Below are 13,756 nucleotides of genomic sequence, written 5' to 3'. Positions count from 1 at the left end.
GGTCATACCTCTCGTGAAAGTTGTTTCAGGAACGCGGGAGTTTCGTAGGGGGGCAGCGCCCCCCGGGACAAAGCTTCGAACCGCCGCTCGAACTGCTTGATCGACCTCGGTGTGGAGGAGACCCGCGTGCTGCCATCCACGGTGGCACTGGCAACGGCTGGTTCGAGGCGCTGCTCGGGGTCGAAGCTGAAGATCCCGAAGCCACCGCTCGTCGCACGATAGGTGGGGGCCCTCTTCGGGATGATCTGAATCGTCACATTTGGCAAATCGGTCAGATCAGCGATGGCTCGCAGCTGGGCGCGCATGATTTCGCTGCTACCGACCGTGTTCGTCAGCCCTGCCTCTTCCATGACGCAGTGGAGTTTCATCCCCTCCTCGGTGATGCGCTTCTGCCTCTTCAGGCGGACGTCGACCGCGTGCTCCACGAACTCGTTCGTGGTGTCGTTGGCCTCCTTCGCCGCCAAGATCAGCGCGTGAGCGTACTCCGGGGTCTGGCACAAGCCGTTGACGACCCCGGGGACCCACCACTTCGCCCCAACGGCTCCTGATTCCAGGGCAAGGTAGAGGTTCATGCCTGAAGGCAGGACGGCAACGCTGGCGGTCCACCAGTCATCGGCCTTGGCCTGCTTGTGCCAGTCCATCAACATCGCGTGCTCGTCCCGGCTGAGCTCGTACTCGCCCAAGAGGGCGGAGAGCTGTTCTATGCGCCGGAAGCCGCTCGTCCCGCTCTCGATGTTCGTGATGGTAGATGCTGCACACCCAGCCGCCTTCGCGGCCTGCGCGCCCGTCAACCCGGCTCGTTCCCTCAGGCGGGTGAGTTCCGCGCCCAGCATGATCCGGAGGAACGTCGCTCCGACGTTCGCCGCCATCTCTTCCCCTTCCGATCGGTTCGTCTCGCGGTCATGCCGGTTCGTCTCCGAGATACCCGGGCTCGGCTCCGCACACCCCCGGTTCACCTCCGGGATCCCCCGGTTCGATTCCAAACCCTGCCGGTGCGCCTCCAGTTGAAGTCGGTTCGCGTCCGTCATATACCAATCCGCCGTTGGGGTGCAACGGCTGTCGCGTTCAGATTGAATTCAACTCGAAGCAGGAGCACGGTGTATGTGAGCCGCCCGGCAGCTCGGAGGAACCCTTCCTCGGCAGTCGGCAGCCCGGGACGTCGGGCGGCAATCACCCCCTCCCCGTGGACGGAGCACCACTGTGGCGAGCCTGACCGAGCACGTAAGGACCCCCGAGAGCACCAGCAGAGCGCACGCGGTCAGTCCGCATCCGAACCAGGACCTCGGCCTCGTCCCCCCGCGCGGCCTCGTCCCTATGGACCCTGCCAGCGGTGTGCAGGGCACGACCTACCTGCCGGCTCTGAGCGCGGACATCGAGACCGCGCAGGGCCTGGCTCGCTGGTCGCCCGGCGGCCCCACCACCGGACCCGTGGTGGAGCGGCTGCGGAACCACATCAGCCAGGACCTGCGAGACGCGGAGAAGTACGTTGCCTCGCTGCCGTTCAGCAGGCGGCGGGACATCGCCGACGAAACCCTGCGGTACGCGTCCCAGGTCCTGGTCCGGAAGGAGTGCCCCAGCCCCGCGGCAAGGCTGTTGATACACGCCAAGCTCGCCGACCACGTGCACCGCTACGCCCAGGCCCACCGGGCGAGCCTCCCCGAGCAGGCCGCCGAACGGGTGCGCTGACAGTGTCCATTCCCCCCGCTTGAACACGCACCCGGCGCGCTGTCTCGGCCTGGGACCATTCACCCAGGCCGACCGGCACGCGCTCGAGTACGACGACGACGGCCACCCCGGCATCAGCTTCACCGAGGCCCTCCAGAGCCAGTACCCGTTCCCATGTCCGGAGACACGGCCCGCCTGAGCCGCACGACAACTTCCGCGGCAGCTGTCCCCGGAATGTGAGCCTCTCCCCGCCCCGTCGGGGACCACACACCCGAAGGGGCCCCTCCAACCCCACTACCGATGCATGTCGTACAGCACGGACCGCAGGCGGCCTCCCCCGCCCCACCAGACACCCCCGTCGGGTTGTCGGAGCCGAAAGACGCGACGGGACCGCCCTACCCGAGGAGTTAGAGGACATGTCGTTAGCAGACCGGGCAGAGCAGGCCTTCACCCTCGGGCTGATCGCCTGCCAAGCCACCGCATACGGCCTGCTCGGCTACCTCGCCCTCTCGGAGGTAGCGCCCTCGGCATACGCGCTGCCCGCCGTGTCCGCTCCGGACCTGGCGGCCGACGACCCCGGGTGGTCGGAAGTCCCGCCGCCAGACTCCAGCCACCCGGCCTGACCGACCCCTCCCCACTGGGGCTGTCGGGCGACACGGTCGCCGGCCTGAGCCGCACCACACCACCGTGCAGCTCGCCGCCCTGCCGAACGCTCCGCGGTGCGGCATCGCCGCCGACACCCTCGAAGGAGCCCGCAACCTCCTCAAGAGGAACTGCTCCGCCCCGGCCGCCCGCCTGACCTTCCACGCCCAGTACGCCGAGCACCTGCTGAGCGTCGCGGAGGGGGCCGTGGGCGAAGAAGCCCACCGGATCGTGGGGCCCACAGACCGCTCCGGGGTCGGGGGGCCTGCCTGGCCCGGCCTCGGATCCACTACCCGGCAGACCGTGTCGTACAACACCGCGCTAGCCGCAGTGTTCTGCGACACCCGAGAAAGAAGAGAGCCACCCATGCTCCGCGACCACTGGCGCGAGTTCCGCAACGACACCTTCCTCCTGACCGTCAGCGCGGCCACCGCGACCCCGTTCGCCCTCGCCCCGCTCCTGCACGGCGAGCTGCCCGCGCTCGGCCCGTCGGTGATGGCCCTCGCCTTCGCCATCGCCGCCGTCCGTGCGCACCGCCGCCGCACCGGCCCGTCCATCTACAGCTGACCAGGGCCGCACCACCCCGGCCCCGTATCCGCGGGGGCGGGCCCCATACCGCTTCCATCCGTTCAAGGGAGTAGCTGTGGTCGAAACCAAGCACGTTCCGATCCCGACCGTCCCCGACGGTCCCCTCGACACCTCCCGCCCCCACTTCGTGGGTATCGGAGGGGCCGGGATGTCCTCCCTCGCTCTGCTCCTGGCTCAGCGGGGCTCGACGGTCACCGGCTCGGACGTGCGCTCCACCACCGTCACCGACCGCCTCCAAGCGGCCGGTGCCACGATCAGCATCGGCCACACCGGGGCGCTCCCCGGTAGCCCGAGCCTGGTCATCTGGTCCAGTGCGCTCGGCACCGACAACACGGAGGTTGCCGCCGCCAACCGCGCCAGCCTCCCGGTAGTGCACCGCTCCCAGCTCTTGGCCCACCTCGTTGCCGAGGTCAAGGACTCCGTCATCGTGGCGGGCACGCACGGTAAGTCCACCACCACGGCGATGCTCGCCTCTGCCGTCGGCGTGCACCTGTCCGGCTGGTCCGGCGGCGGCGACATGATCGCGACCGGCGCGAACGCGGGCACCGGACCGGGAGACATCTTCGTCGCCGAGGGCGACGAGAGCGACCGGTCCCTCACCGCCTACCGGCCCGAGGTCGCCGTCATCCTCACCGTGGACGACGACCACCCCGAGACGTACGTCGACCGCGACGACGCCATCAGCGTCTACGCCGAGTTCGCCCGCAACGCGAACGCCCTGGTCTTCTCGGTCGACGACGAGGGCGCCCGGCACGTCGCCGAGCTGGTCGACGGCCAGACCCTCGCCGTCGCCTACGGGCGCTCGGCCAACGCCGACGTGCGCGTCACCGGCATCCGGCCGGACGGCACCGGCTCTCTGATCACCCTGCGCGGCCCCGACGGCGTAGAGACCACTCTCGGCATCGCCGTACCCGGCGACGCGGCGGCCATGAACGCTGTCGCCGCGTACACCACCGGTCTCGTCCTGGGCATCGACCCGGGCACCCTGATCACCGGGTTGGCCACCTTCGCGGGGGTCGCCCGCCGGATGACGCCGGTCGGCGATGCGGACGGGGTCACGGTCATGGACTCCTTCGCCCACCACCCCACCGCCGTCACCGCCGACATCGGCGCCGCGCGCCAGCTCTCGGCCGGAGGCCGGGTCGTGGTCGTCTTCGAGCCCTCCGGCTGGACCCGCACCGCCGCCCTGGGCGAGAGCATCGGCCGGGCGCTCGCGGAGGCCGACGAGGTCGTGCTCCTGCCCGTGCACTCCCTGCTGGACTCCCCGATCGGGAAGGTCGGCACTGAGAAGGTCGCGGCGGCCGTCGCCGAGCACGGAACCCCCGTGCACGCCGTGCCGGACATCACCGCGGCCGGCGAGGTCTGCGGGGAGCTGGTGCGCCCCGGTGACCTCGTGCTGACGATGGGCACCGGGGCCGTGGCCGAGGTGGGCGAGGCGCTCCTCGCCCACACGGTCAGCGCTGTCCGGAGCTAGTCGTGGTCTCCCACGGTGTCGTTCGCGAGGAGGAGTGCGGTGGCCTCCAGGCCGGTGCTGTGGGAGCCCTTGACCAGGACGATGTCCCGGGCCGTCAGGACGCCTGCCACGGCGGCTGGCACGGCGTCGCGGTCGACGGCCCGGATCACGTCCAGGAGCGGGTTCTGTTCCCGCGCGGCGGTGGCGAGCGCGTGCGCGTGCTCGCCACCGACCGCAACCAGCAGGCCGACACCGGAGTCGGCGGCCAGCTTGCCGACCTCCCGGTGTCCGGCCTCGGCCTCCGGGCCCAGTTCCTTCATCTCCCCGAGGATCGCCACGGTGCGTCGGTCGCCGGCCATTGCGGCCAGCGCCTTCAGCGCGACGCGCATCGAGTCCGGGTTCGCGTTGAACGCGTCGTTGACCACCCGCATCCCGTCCGGCCGGTCCAGGACCTCCATGCGGCCGGTCGTCAGGTTCCGTGCTCCGGACAGCGCCTCGGCGACGTCCGCGAGCGGCATGCCCAGGCCGGTGGCGACAGCGGCAGCCGCGAGCGCGTTGGCGACGTGGTGCTCGCCGTGCAGGCCCATCTCGACCCGGGTGCTGGCGATGCCTCGCAGGTGGAGGCGGAACGAGGGGCGTCCGGCCTGGTCCAGGGTGACCTCGTCGGCCCACACGTCCGCGTGCTCGCCCATGCCGAACGTCCGAATCCGTGCCTTCGTGCGCTCGGCCATCTTGGCCACGAGCGGGTCGTCGGCGTTCAGGACGGCAAGCCCGTCGGCGGGAAGGGCCGCGACCAGTTCGGACTTGGCCTCCGCGATGGCCGCCTTGCCGCCGAACTCCCCGACGTGGGCGCTGCCGATGTTGAGGACCAGGCCGACCTGCGGGCGGGCGATCGTCGTCAGGTTCTCGATGTGCCCGGCTCCCCGGGCGCCCATCTCCAGGACCAGGTACTGGGTATCCGGGTTGGCACGCAGGATCGTGATGGGCATGCCGATCTCGCCGTTGAAGCTGCGGTCGGTGACGCAGGTCGGGCCGAGCCCGGGGATGACCTGGGCGAGGAGGTCCTTCGTGGAGGTCTTGCCCGCCGATCCCGTCAGCCCCACTACGACCGGATCGGTGAGCTGGGCCAGGGCGTGGCGGCCGATGGCGGCCAGCGCGGCAAGGGTGTCGTCCACGACGATGGCCGGCACTCCGACGGGGCGGGAGGCCAGCACGGCGACCGCCCCGTCCTTGACGGTGCGGGCCGCGAAGTCGTGGCCGTCCACACGCTCGCCGACGAGCGCGACGAACACGCAGCCCGGTACGACCTCCCGGGAGTCGGTGACGATGCCCTGCGTCATCGGCGCGGCCGGGTCGGGCACGTCAGTAAGGCGGCCTCCGGTGACGGCGGCGATCTCTTCCAGCGAGAAGGACAACATCGTGCAGGACTCCCTCGGTACAGAGGCTCCCCGGAGGTGCAGTCGCGCGCCACCGGCCCGATGCAGACCGTAGCCCTCCCGGCGGTGTCCCCCGACACATGGCCGGCGCCCGTGTCGTCCACCACACCCATCTAGAGGAGCACCAGCCATGGCCCCCGTGCCCAACGAGAACCCCCTCGTCGCAGTCGTGACCGGCGGGAAGTCCACCGAGCGGGAACGGTCCCTGCTGTCGGGCAAGGCCGTCTTCGAGTCGCTCACCAACCAGGGCTACCGCGCTGTGATGCTCGACACCACCGCGGCCGACTTCGACACCGAGGTCCGCAACGTCGACATCGCGTTCCTCGCCATCGCCGGACAGCACGCCGAGGACGGCCACCTCCAGGGCTACTTGGAGACCATCGGCGTCCCCTACACCGGCTCCGGGGTCCTGGCCTCCGCCACCGGCATGGCCAAGACCGTCTCGAAGAAGCTCGTCGCTGAGGCCGGGATCGAGGTCGCCACCACCGGCCTGATCGAGCCCGGCAAGACCACCGGGGAGATCGTCGCTGATCTCCTGGCCACCGTCGGCCTGCCCCTGATCGTCAAGCCGATCTCCGAGGGCGGCTCCATCGGCATGGTCCTGGCCCGCGACACCGACACCCTGACCACCGCCATCGCCCGCATCGACGCCGAGCAGGGCTGGTTCGCCGAGCCGTTCGTGGAGGGCACCCCGGTCACCTGCGGGGTCCTGGATGTCGACGGCTCCCTCATGCCGCTGCCGCCGCTGGAGACCCTCCCTACGAGCGCGGAGTTCTACGACTACGCCTCCAAGCGCGACGACACCTTGCACGAGTACCGGTGTCCGGCCGAGCTCCCCGCCGACGTCATCGCCTTCCTTCAGACCAGCGCTGTGGCCGCGCACCGGGCGCTGGGCTGCTCCGGTCATTCCCGCAGCGACTTCATCGTCACCACCGCCGGGCAGGTCGTCTGGCTGGAGCTCAACTCCCTGCCTGGGCTGTCCCACCACGGCAACCTCGCCACCATGGCGAACGTGGCCGGGATCGACTACGACCAGCTCGTACGGATGATCCTGACCAGCGCCGACCTGAGCGGCGGGTACCGGCCGTGACCTTACCCATCACCCCCGACGACGTCGTCGAAGCCTCCCGCGCCCTGCGCGGCATCGCCGTACGAACCCCCCACATCTCTGTCCCCGCGCTCAACGAGGCCGCCGGGGCGACGGTGATCGTCAAGGCCGAGAACATGCAGCGCACCGGGTCCTTCAAGTTCCGGGGCGCCTACCACCACGCCGCGAGTCTGCCCGCCGACGCCCGCCAGCGCGGGATCATCGGAGCCTCTTCCGGCAACCACGCCCAGGCTCTGGCGTTGGCCGGGAGGCTCCTCGACGCGCCCACGATGGTCGTCATCCCCTCCGACGCCCCCAGGGCCAAGGTCGAAGGCGCCGTCGCGCTCGGCGCGGACGTCGTCCTCTACGACCGCCGTTTCGGGGACCGCGACGCCCTGGTGGCAGACCTTGCCGAACAGCACGGCCTGACCATCATCCCCTCGGCGAACTCGCCCCTCGTGATGGCCGGGGCCGGGACGGCCGCCATGGAACTCATCGCCGACCACCCCGAGATCACCACCCTAGTCGTGCCCGTCGGCGGCGGCGGCCTCGCCGCCGGCACCGCCGTCATCGCCAAGGACCTGCGCCCCGAAATCCGGGTGGTCGGCGTCGAGCCGCGCTCCGCCGCCGACACCCTGGCCTCCCTGCGCGCCGGACGCCGCGTCTCCCTCGCGGAAGTGCCGAGTACCGTCGCCGACGGCCTGGGGCACACCACCCCCTCCGAGCTGCCCTGGCAGGTCAACTCACTGCTCCTGGACGACGTGGTCACCGTCGCCGACCACGACATCACCTCCGCCATGGGCTACGCCTTCCAGCACCTCAAGTGCGTGGCCGAACCGTCCGGCGCGGTCGCGCTCGCGGCCGTTCTCGCCCACCGCCTCGACCTGGCCGGGCAGACGGTCGGTGTCGTGGTCTCCGGCGGCGGGGTGGACCTTCGCATGTTCCATGATCTGACCAGCAGCTTCCGCACAAGGAACGGAACCCCCGCGCATGCATGACTTCCCGACCGTCACCCAGTACGCCAGCGAGGACCTCATCGAGGCCATGGCCTACCACGGGCACCCGGTCGCCGACGACCCCCTCTGGCCCGAGACAGGCGCCCCCAACCTGGCCACCTACAGCCGCTGGGCGGGCAACATCTGCGGCATCGCCTGCCTGCGCATGGCGCTCCTGCGCCGCGACGGCACCGCCCCGCGCCTCTTCGACCTCCTCGACGGCGCCCGCAAGTACGGGGCGTACGAGGAGCTGGACGGCGGCGCGATCCGGGGCCTGATCTACGCCCCGTTCGTGGACTACGTCCGCGCCGAGCACGGCTTCGAGGCGGAGGTACAGGGCCGCCTGCCTGTCGAGGACCTCCTGACCCTCGTCCGGAACGGGTTCGCCGTCATCGCCTCCGTCAACAAGGAGATCCGCCGCCCCGAGTACCCGGCGCCGGGCAAGGGCGGACACCTCGTGTACGTCACCGGGCACCGGGACGGACAGCTGCACTTCCGCAACCCCTCCGGGCACACCGACCAGGCCCGCAAGGCCGCGATCTCGGTCGACGTGTTCACCAGGTTCTACGCCGAGCGCGGCGTGAGCTTCGCCTAAGTCGCCTCCCTGCGGCCTGTGTCCCGCGACACCACGCCGGCCGTGGTGTCGCGGGACACCCTGCCGGCGACGGTGTCGCCGGACACATCAGACAGGAACAGAAGGGACCGAAGATGATCCGCAAGCGGGCAATCAGCTCGTGCACACCCCTCCTCCGCGACCGCCTCACCGCCAAGGGCTACCGGCCGGGCACTGAGGAAGAGTTTCACGAGTCGTACTTCACCGTCTCCGTCGCCGAGCGCTGGCACGGCGATGAGCATGTACTGGTGAGAGCCACCCTCGCCAGCGGCATCGCGGTCTCCTACACCCCCGCCGACGGCGGGCCGGACCGCGCCAACGACATCGACCCCGCAGCCCTGGCCCTGCTCCTGTCCCAGGGCGACGACGCCTCGGTGCGCCGCCGCCTCGAAGCCCTCGGCCTGGACCGCCTCTCCCGCCTACTGATCCACCGCACCACCTATCGCAACCCGAACTTCCCCGCCTTCGCCGTCTCCCTGGCCGTCGTCAAGGGGATCGGCACCTACGTGGAAGCTGAAGCCCTCGGTACTCCCGACCCCGAGGCCGCCCTCACCACCCTCGAATTCGGCATGGGGCTCGGGGCCTTCCCCCTCCAGCGCGCCCCCTACCGGCAGTTCGCGATCCCCGCCTGGGACCCCCGCCTCGTCGGATACGACGGCTGGCACACCACCCCCACGGTGTCCCACGACACCAAGGCCGGCGAGGTGTCGCGCGACACGGCCCGCGGAAGGGCCACCGCATGAGCAGCCCCCAACTGGGCGAGGGCCAGGGCCTGGCCATCGGACTTGCGACCGCCGTCTACATCACCCACGGAGACGACGCCGGGCCGCTCCTGGTGCGCTCGGCCCGCACAGGACGCTGGATGCTGCCCGCCGGGTACATGCGCCCCGGGGAGGACAGCCCGCTCCAGACCGCCGGGCGCATGCTCCAAGAGGCCACCGGCCTGGCCCTGCAGAGCCCGGCTCCGCTCCTGGCCATCGACTTTCACCCCGCCACCGCCCGGGCCGCCCCGTACCAGCTGATGGTCTTCGACGGCGGCCACCTCACCGGCCGCCGCCTGAACTCGGTGCGCCTCCCCGACCGCTACGACCGGTACGAGACGCCGCCGTTCCCTACCCTGGCCGCGCTGGAGGGCACCACCCCGCTCCTGGCCGAGTTCCTCAAGCACGTCCGCAAGGCCCGCACCGCCTACCGGCCCGTGCTGCTCCAGGCCGGACGGCAGGTCTCCTTCAACGGGCCCGGCGGCAGCGAGAAGCCGTGGGATGCCGACCCCGCACACACCGACCGCCACGTGGTGGATGACAGCGACTACGGCACGGGCGCCCCTCTCGGCTCTACCCGGCGGGCGTGACATCCTGGCTCGCCCCTCGGAGGCGGCGCGGATCGGACGTGGACCGCGCCGCCATATCGCTGGGCAGCGCCCCGCGGCGTAGCCCCCAGCTGGTTACTCGGCAGATGCCTGCGCGGGCACTTCGGCGTTGTCCTTGGCGCCGGAGGCAGCCTCGGCTCGGGCCATCTTTGCTGCAGCCAGCATCATCCCGAGGGTCCTCACGAGTCCATCCATCTCCGTGTGCAGGGCCGTGAGGGCAGCACCGCCGTCACCGGCCTCACGGGCGGCCTCGATCTCTCCGGTCAGATGCTGGAATACGGGGATCGGCGGCAGGCCGTCGAGGACAGCGTTGACCTCCTTCACCCTGCGTACGTGGCACTGGATGAGGGCGGTCGCTGCGCTGACGCCGGGATCGGCGACATCGGCCGTGGTGGTGACCGCCACGGGGGAGAACTTCTTCGGTGCGCTTGTGACGGCCCTGGCAGCGTCCTCGGCCACCTTCTCGACCTGCGCGGGGCTGGCGCCCTCCGGGAGCTGCCGGACGGCCCTGGCTGCGCCCTCCAGCGCCCGCACCGAGGGCGCCTTCTTCCCCGTGGCCTTCTGCGCGCCGGCCAACGTCGCCGACAGACCTTCATTGCCGTGCCTCTTCTGCGCCGAAGCAAGCGCGGCGGCCTGCTTCTTCGTCAGCTGTGGAACTTCAACGACCGTGGCCTCCCCACGTGGGGAGGAAGCGTTCGAATCAAATTCGAACGAAGTCTCCCCACGTGGGGAGGTGACCTGGGGGCGGTTGGCGGAAGCCTCCACCATCTGCGACAGCCCGGCCTTCACGTTCCAGGCGTCGAGCAGCGTGTAGAACACGGTCGGCGCCATGGGGCGACGCATGGCACGGCCCCACTCCTCCATGGACGTGTAGCCCTTGACGAGCCAGAGCCTGCGCGCGTACGCGCCGGCTACGGCCTTGGCCGCGACCTCCCACGCGTCCTCCATCTGCTCGACGGCACGCTCGGTCTGGTCCGCGAGGTACTCGTCACCCTCGGAGAACTCGGTGCGCTCGGGGAGGTCGACCGGGTCGGGGATATCGGCGAGAGAGAGCATCGGGCCGCCGGAGCCGCGCCCATGGGCGTACAGAGTCGGCATCTCGGATTGGGCGGGCCGGGCGGGCTTGGCGTCGGAGAAGGTAGCGACCACGGCGGTGGCCTTCTCCCCCGGCCCGGTGTCCGGGGCGTCGTCGGCGCCGGCTGCCTCGATGGCGGCCCTGGCCTCTGCCTCTGCCTTCGCCCGCTTCGCCTCCAGTCGCTTGTTCGCGGCGTTCTTCGCGGCCTGCGCCATCAGACAAGCACCCCCAAGTTCTCGAGCTCGGTGACGAGCTGATCCATGCCGGAAGACTTCATTGCGTCCAGGCTCGGGGGGTTCGTCTCCGACAGGCGGGCCAGCTTGCGGTTCTCGGTCATCTTGGTCGTCAGGACCTGCCAGCCGCCCCACTCGTCGGCGTTGGCGGCATCGGTGATGTACTCCCGGGTCGTCTTCACATCCTGGGCGTTCACAGAGGTCGGCACCCGGAAGAACATCACGAGACGGCGGATGGGCGGGCGCCCGGCAGCGGCACGGTTGGCGTCGACCTTGGCCATCGCGTCCGCCAGCGGCAGGGCCTCCAGGCGCTCCAGCTCGTTGAGGTTCGGCTCGGTCATAAGGATCACGGCATCCGCGTGCTCCATGACGGCCTCGGCGTAGCCACGGGAGTCCTCAAGATGCGCGGTGTCGACCAGGCCAACCTTGCCGTCGTGGGGGTGCTCTTCCAGGATGTCCTCGAACTGCGTGGTGGCGGCGAGCCGTACGTCGAAGGGGAACTCGGAGAAGTCCTCGTCGGCCTTGGCGGCCTTGTACCACTTGCGGAGCTGCGAGGAGAAGTCACCGTCGTAGGCGAGGGGTTCGTAGGTCTTGTTCGGCGGCTTGCGGTTGGCCAGCGCGTGCCCGAGACAGGACACGACGGTGGTCTTACCGGTCTTGTTGCGGTTCGAGATAACGGCAATGAGCATGGCAGGGGAGCTTAGCCGCAAACGGGGGACCCGTCAGGGAACGGGGTGCCGTGGGACGTGCGTCCAACCAGTCCGGGACAGCTCGGGCTGATGGATCACCTGCGCCGGCTCCCGGCTCCTGCACTCCACCACGGGCTTGCGGAGCGGCCAAGGCCCGCGGGTGCGGGCACAGGAAGCTGCGGGCGATGGACGACGAACCCATGGACGCCTGGGCGGACGAGGGCTACGGCGGCGGGCCGAGCCTGTTGGAACTCCGGGCGATCTCGAGCAAGGTGTGCCGGCGAGGGCTGGGGCGTCACGGCCGCAGCGGGCCAGCCCTCGCTGTCCGGAGGCCCCGCGTGGTCAGGGCGAGGGGGGTGCAACCAACTGCGGGGCCTGGGCGCGGTGCTGCTCCTGTGCACACACCTGCACGGGGCGCTCCTCCACCTGGTGCGGATTCATACAGGTCACGGCGGCAGTCCACGTTCTGACCGAGGCATCGCCTTGGTGTTGGCGCGTGCCAACACCAAGTCTCAAATCAGGCGAATAAGTGATGATAAGGGATCTCTTAGTTCCCTCGGAGCTCGACACGCCCCGGGAACCCCGGTTCTCGCTGGGGTGGTAGAGCCCTTCGGCCCGAACTGGCGCGTCACTTGAGCCCAAATGCCTGCCGAGTGTCGTGGAACACCGTTGCCACGTGGCTAGAGCCGTCCGAGCTACGCCTTCTGCGCGGTAGTCTCGGCGGTATAAAGACGAAACGGCCCACCCCGATAGCTTGGCGGCAAAGGGAGGACCGTTCCAGATGTATGCCGAACCAGGGTAACCGGACGCACCCACGTCTGACCACCCACGGCTCGGCTGTGGATCGGAGAGGTGCACCACAGCATGGCGAAAAAGAAGGAACGCCCTGCGTCGACGGACGATGCGGGGCGGATGCGGCACCTGGGGCCCATCGGGTACTCCATGACCCCCGGGTGGGTCGTGCGGGAGGCCCGTACCTCCGTGTGGCTGTACGACTGGCTTCGCGCTCGGTACGGCGGCTTCGACGAGATGTTCCCCGGCATCGACACCCTTGCCAAGGACCTCACGGTGTCCAAGCGGACGGTTCAGAACGCGTTGGCCGGCTTGAAGGCGGTCGGTGCAGTTGAGGTCGTCCCGCGGTTCCGTGAAGATGGCGGACAGACGACCAACGAGTTCATCACCCACTTCTACGAGCCCGGGCACCCGTCCCGCCCTGAGGCCCCCGAGCGCCCGTAGCTCGACCTGTCACCAGCCCCACCCCCCGTGCAGTTTTCTGCACGGGGGTTTTTGTTGCCCTGACCCTCCATGCAGAAAACTGCACGGGGGTGTCGGAGTCCGATCCCCGTGCAGTTTTCTGCATTCCCCCCCAGCGCAGAAATCTGCGGGGCCCCCCATGCACAATTCTGCATGCATATACAGACAGACTCTCTATACATACAGAGGAATTGGAAGCACACAGATGTCGAGGGCTTCGCCCCCGTCTTGTTGTCCGGGAGTGCCGACTACGTCGGCCTTCCCCGGGCGGGTCCCCCCCGGAGGCCCCCCCGCCCGGGGCTGAGTACTTCGTGGCTCAGCTATTCGTCGCTCCCGTCACCACCAGAGCTATCTGACAGCAACCACAGAAGCGCGCGGGCGCGCGGGCGCATACGCGAGCTGCGCACAGATCGTCAGGACAGGCGGCGGGGGCGCTGGATGCCCCTGTGGCGCTTCGTCGACCTTCGGGTAATGGGATTCGATCGACGGGCGCCTGGGAGGCCCTGAGTGGGCCTACTGGAGCCCTCCGGCTGGATGCTCGACTCGCCCTCGGTGTCGACACGTTCATGGGCGGTACCGTGCTTCCGACTCTAGGGGTAGCCGCGGTCTGGTGTTGGCACGTACCAACACCAGCGCCGTGCGGAAACGGTCCCTTTT

At 69.8% G+C, this 13,756-nt stretch carries 15 protein-coding genes; 11 read left to right on the top strand and 4 right to left on the bottom strand.

Going from position 1 to position 13,756, the window contains the following annotated elements:
* Positions 1-2: 2 nt before the first annotated feature.
* Positions 3-1,028: a helix-turn-helix domain-containing protein gene (locus OG247_RS44350; RefSeq protein WP_327258101.1), complete on the bottom strand. Its 1,026-nt coding sequence runs from the start codon at positions 1,026-1,028 to the stop codon at positions 3-5.
* Positions 1,029-1,200: 172 nt separating this feature from the next.
* Here OG247_RS44350 and OG247_RS44345 point away from each other — a divergent pair, with 172 nt between their 5' ends.
* From OG247_RS44345 to OG247_RS44325, 5 genes are all read left to right on the top strand, one after another.
* Positions 1,201-1,686: a hypothetical protein gene (locus OG247_RS44345; protein ID WP_327258100.1), complete on the top strand. Its 486-nt coding sequence runs from the start codon at positions 1,201-1,203 to the stop codon at positions 1,684-1,686.
* A gap of 19 nt (positions 1,687-1,705) precedes the next feature.
* Entirely contained in the window at positions 1,706-1,864 is a 159-nt protein-coding gene (locus OG247_RS44340; RefSeq protein WP_327258099.1) for a hypothetical protein, read from the top strand.
* Positions 1,865-2,081: 217 nt separating this feature from the next.
* The gene (locus OG247_RS44335) at positions 2,082-2,288 is read left to right on the top strand and encodes a hypothetical protein (protein WP_327258098.1); all 207 of its coding nucleotides are present in this window, start codon (positions 2,082-2,084) and stop codon (positions 2,286-2,288) included.
* 64 nt (positions 2,289-2,352) lie between these two features.
* On the top strand, positions 2,353-2,874 hold the full coding sequence (locus tag OG247_RS44330) for a hypothetical protein (protein ID WP_327258097.1): 522 nt from the start codon (positions 2,353-2,355) through the stop codon (positions 2,872-2,874).
* A 76-nt stretch (positions 2,875-2,950) separates the two neighbouring features.
* Positions 2,951-4,369 carry a UDP-N-acetylmuramate--L-alanine ligase gene (locus tag OG247_RS44325; protein ID WP_327258096.1) on the top strand — a complete coding sequence of 473 codons (1,419 nt, stop codon included), beginning with the start codon at positions 2,951-2,953 and terminating at the stop codon, positions 4,367-4,369.
* Here the strand turns inward: OG247_RS44325 and OG247_RS44320 are convergent.
* A complete protein-coding gene (locus OG247_RS44320; RefSeq protein WP_327258095.1) occupies positions 4,366-5,766 on the bottom strand; it encodes a UDP-N-acetylmuramoyl-tripeptide--D-alanyl-D-alanine ligase in 1,401 nt (466 codons plus the stop codon). The genes OG247_RS44325 and OG247_RS44320 overlap by 4 nt on opposite strands.
* A gap of 148 nt (positions 5,767-5,914) precedes the next feature.
* Between OG247_RS44320 and OG247_RS44315 the strand changes: the two genes are divergently transcribed.
* From OG247_RS44315 to OG247_RS44295, 5 genes are all read left to right on the top strand, one after another.
* Positions 5,915-6,874 carry a D-alanine--D-alanine ligase family protein gene (locus OG247_RS44315; RefSeq protein WP_327258094.1) on the top strand — a complete coding sequence of 320 codons (960 nt, stop codon included), beginning with the start codon at positions 5,915-5,917 and terminating at the stop codon, positions 6,872-6,874.
* On the top strand, positions 6,871-7,869 hold the full coding sequence (locus OG247_RS44310; protein WP_327258093.1) for a threonine ammonia-lyase: 999 nt from the start codon (positions 6,871-6,873) through the stop codon (positions 7,867-7,869). The genes OG247_RS44315 and OG247_RS44310 overlap by 4 nt, the downstream gene beginning before the upstream one ends.
* Complete coding sequence (locus OG247_RS44305) at positions 7,862-8,461, top strand: C39 family peptidase (RefSeq protein ID WP_327258092.1); 600 nt, start codon at positions 7,862-7,864, stop codon at positions 8,459-8,461. Before OG247_RS44310 ends, OG247_RS44305 begins: the two co-directional genes overlap by 8 nt.
* 113 nt (positions 8,462-8,574) lie before the next feature.
* Positions 8,575-9,222, top strand: coding sequence for a hypothetical protein (locus OG247_RS44300; RefSeq protein ID WP_327258091.1), 648 nt, complete (start codon positions 8,575-8,577; stop codon positions 9,220-9,222).
* Positions 9,219-9,830: an NUDIX domain-containing protein gene (locus tag OG247_RS44295; protein WP_327258090.1), complete on the top strand. Its 612-nt coding sequence runs from the start codon at positions 9,219-9,221 to the stop codon at positions 9,828-9,830. Before OG247_RS44300 ends, OG247_RS44295 begins: the two co-directional genes overlap by 4 nt.
* 93 nt (positions 9,831-9,923) lie before the next feature.
* On the opposite strand, the gene OG247_RS44290 is transcribed toward OG247_RS44295, so the two are convergent.
* Complete coding sequence (locus tag OG247_RS44290) at positions 9,924-11,138, bottom strand: hypothetical protein (protein ID WP_327258089.1); 1,215 nt, start codon at positions 11,136-11,138, stop codon at positions 9,924-9,926.
* Positions 11,138-11,845, bottom strand: coding sequence for a hypothetical protein (locus tag OG247_RS44285; RefSeq protein ID WP_327258088.1), 708 nt, complete (start codon positions 11,843-11,845; stop codon positions 11,138-11,140). The genes OG247_RS44290 and OG247_RS44285 overlap by 1 nt, the downstream gene beginning before the upstream one ends.
* Before the next feature lie 864 nt (positions 11,846-12,709).
* Here OG247_RS44285 and OG247_RS44280 point away from each other — a divergent pair.
* Entirely contained in the window at positions 12,710-13,081 is a 372-nt protein-coding gene (locus OG247_RS44280) for a helix-turn-helix domain-containing protein (protein WP_327258087.1), read from the top strand.
* The last annotated feature ends 675 nt before the right edge of the window (positions 13,082-13,756 follow it).

Source organism: Streptomyces sp. NBC_01244, from assembly GCF_035987325.1.
Classification (GTDB): domain Bacteria; phylum Actinomycetota; class Actinomycetes; order Streptomycetales; family Streptomycetaceae; genus Streptomyces.
This window is presented reverse-complemented; position numbering and strand designations above follow the sequence as displayed.

Coding starts and splice junctions, on each gene's coding strand:
- OG247_RS44305 (WP_327258092.1), top strand. CDS start 7,862: ATGCATGACTTCCCGACCGTCACCCAGTACGCCAGCGAGGACCTCATC.
- OG247_RS44280 (WP_327258087.1), top strand. CDS start 12,710: ATGGCGAAAAAGAAGGAACGCCCTGCGTCGACGGACGATGCGGGGCGG.
- OG247_RS44320 (WP_327258095.1), bottom strand. CDS start 5,766: ATGTTGTCCTTCTCGCTGGAAGAGATCGCCGCCGTCACCGGAGGCCGC.
- OG247_RS44350 (WP_327258101.1), bottom strand. CDS start 1,028: ATGACGGACGCGAACCGACTTCAACTGGAGGCGCACCGGCAGGGTTTG.
- OG247_RS44290 (WP_327258089.1), bottom strand. CDS start 11,138: ATGGCGCAGGCCGCGAAGAACGCCGCGAACAAGCGACTGGAGGCGAAG.
- OG247_RS44285 (WP_327258088.1), bottom strand. CDS start 11,845: ATGCTCATTGCCGTTATCTCGAACCGCAACAAGACCGGTAAGACCACC.
- OG247_RS44295 (WP_327258090.1), top strand. CDS start 9,219: ATGAGCAGCCCCCAACTGGGCGAGGGCCAGGGCCTGGCCATCGGACTT.
- OG247_RS44335 (WP_327258098.1), top strand. CDS start 2,082: ATGTCGTTAGCAGACCGGGCAGAGCAGGCCTTCACCCTCGGGCTGATC.
- OG247_RS44315 (WP_327258094.1), top strand. CDS start 5,915: ATGGCCCCCGTGCCCAACGAGAACCCCCTCGTCGCAGTCGTGACCGGC.
- OG247_RS44300 (WP_327258091.1), top strand. CDS start 8,575: ATGATCCGCAAGCGGGCAATCAGCTCGTGCACACCCCTCCTCCGCGAC.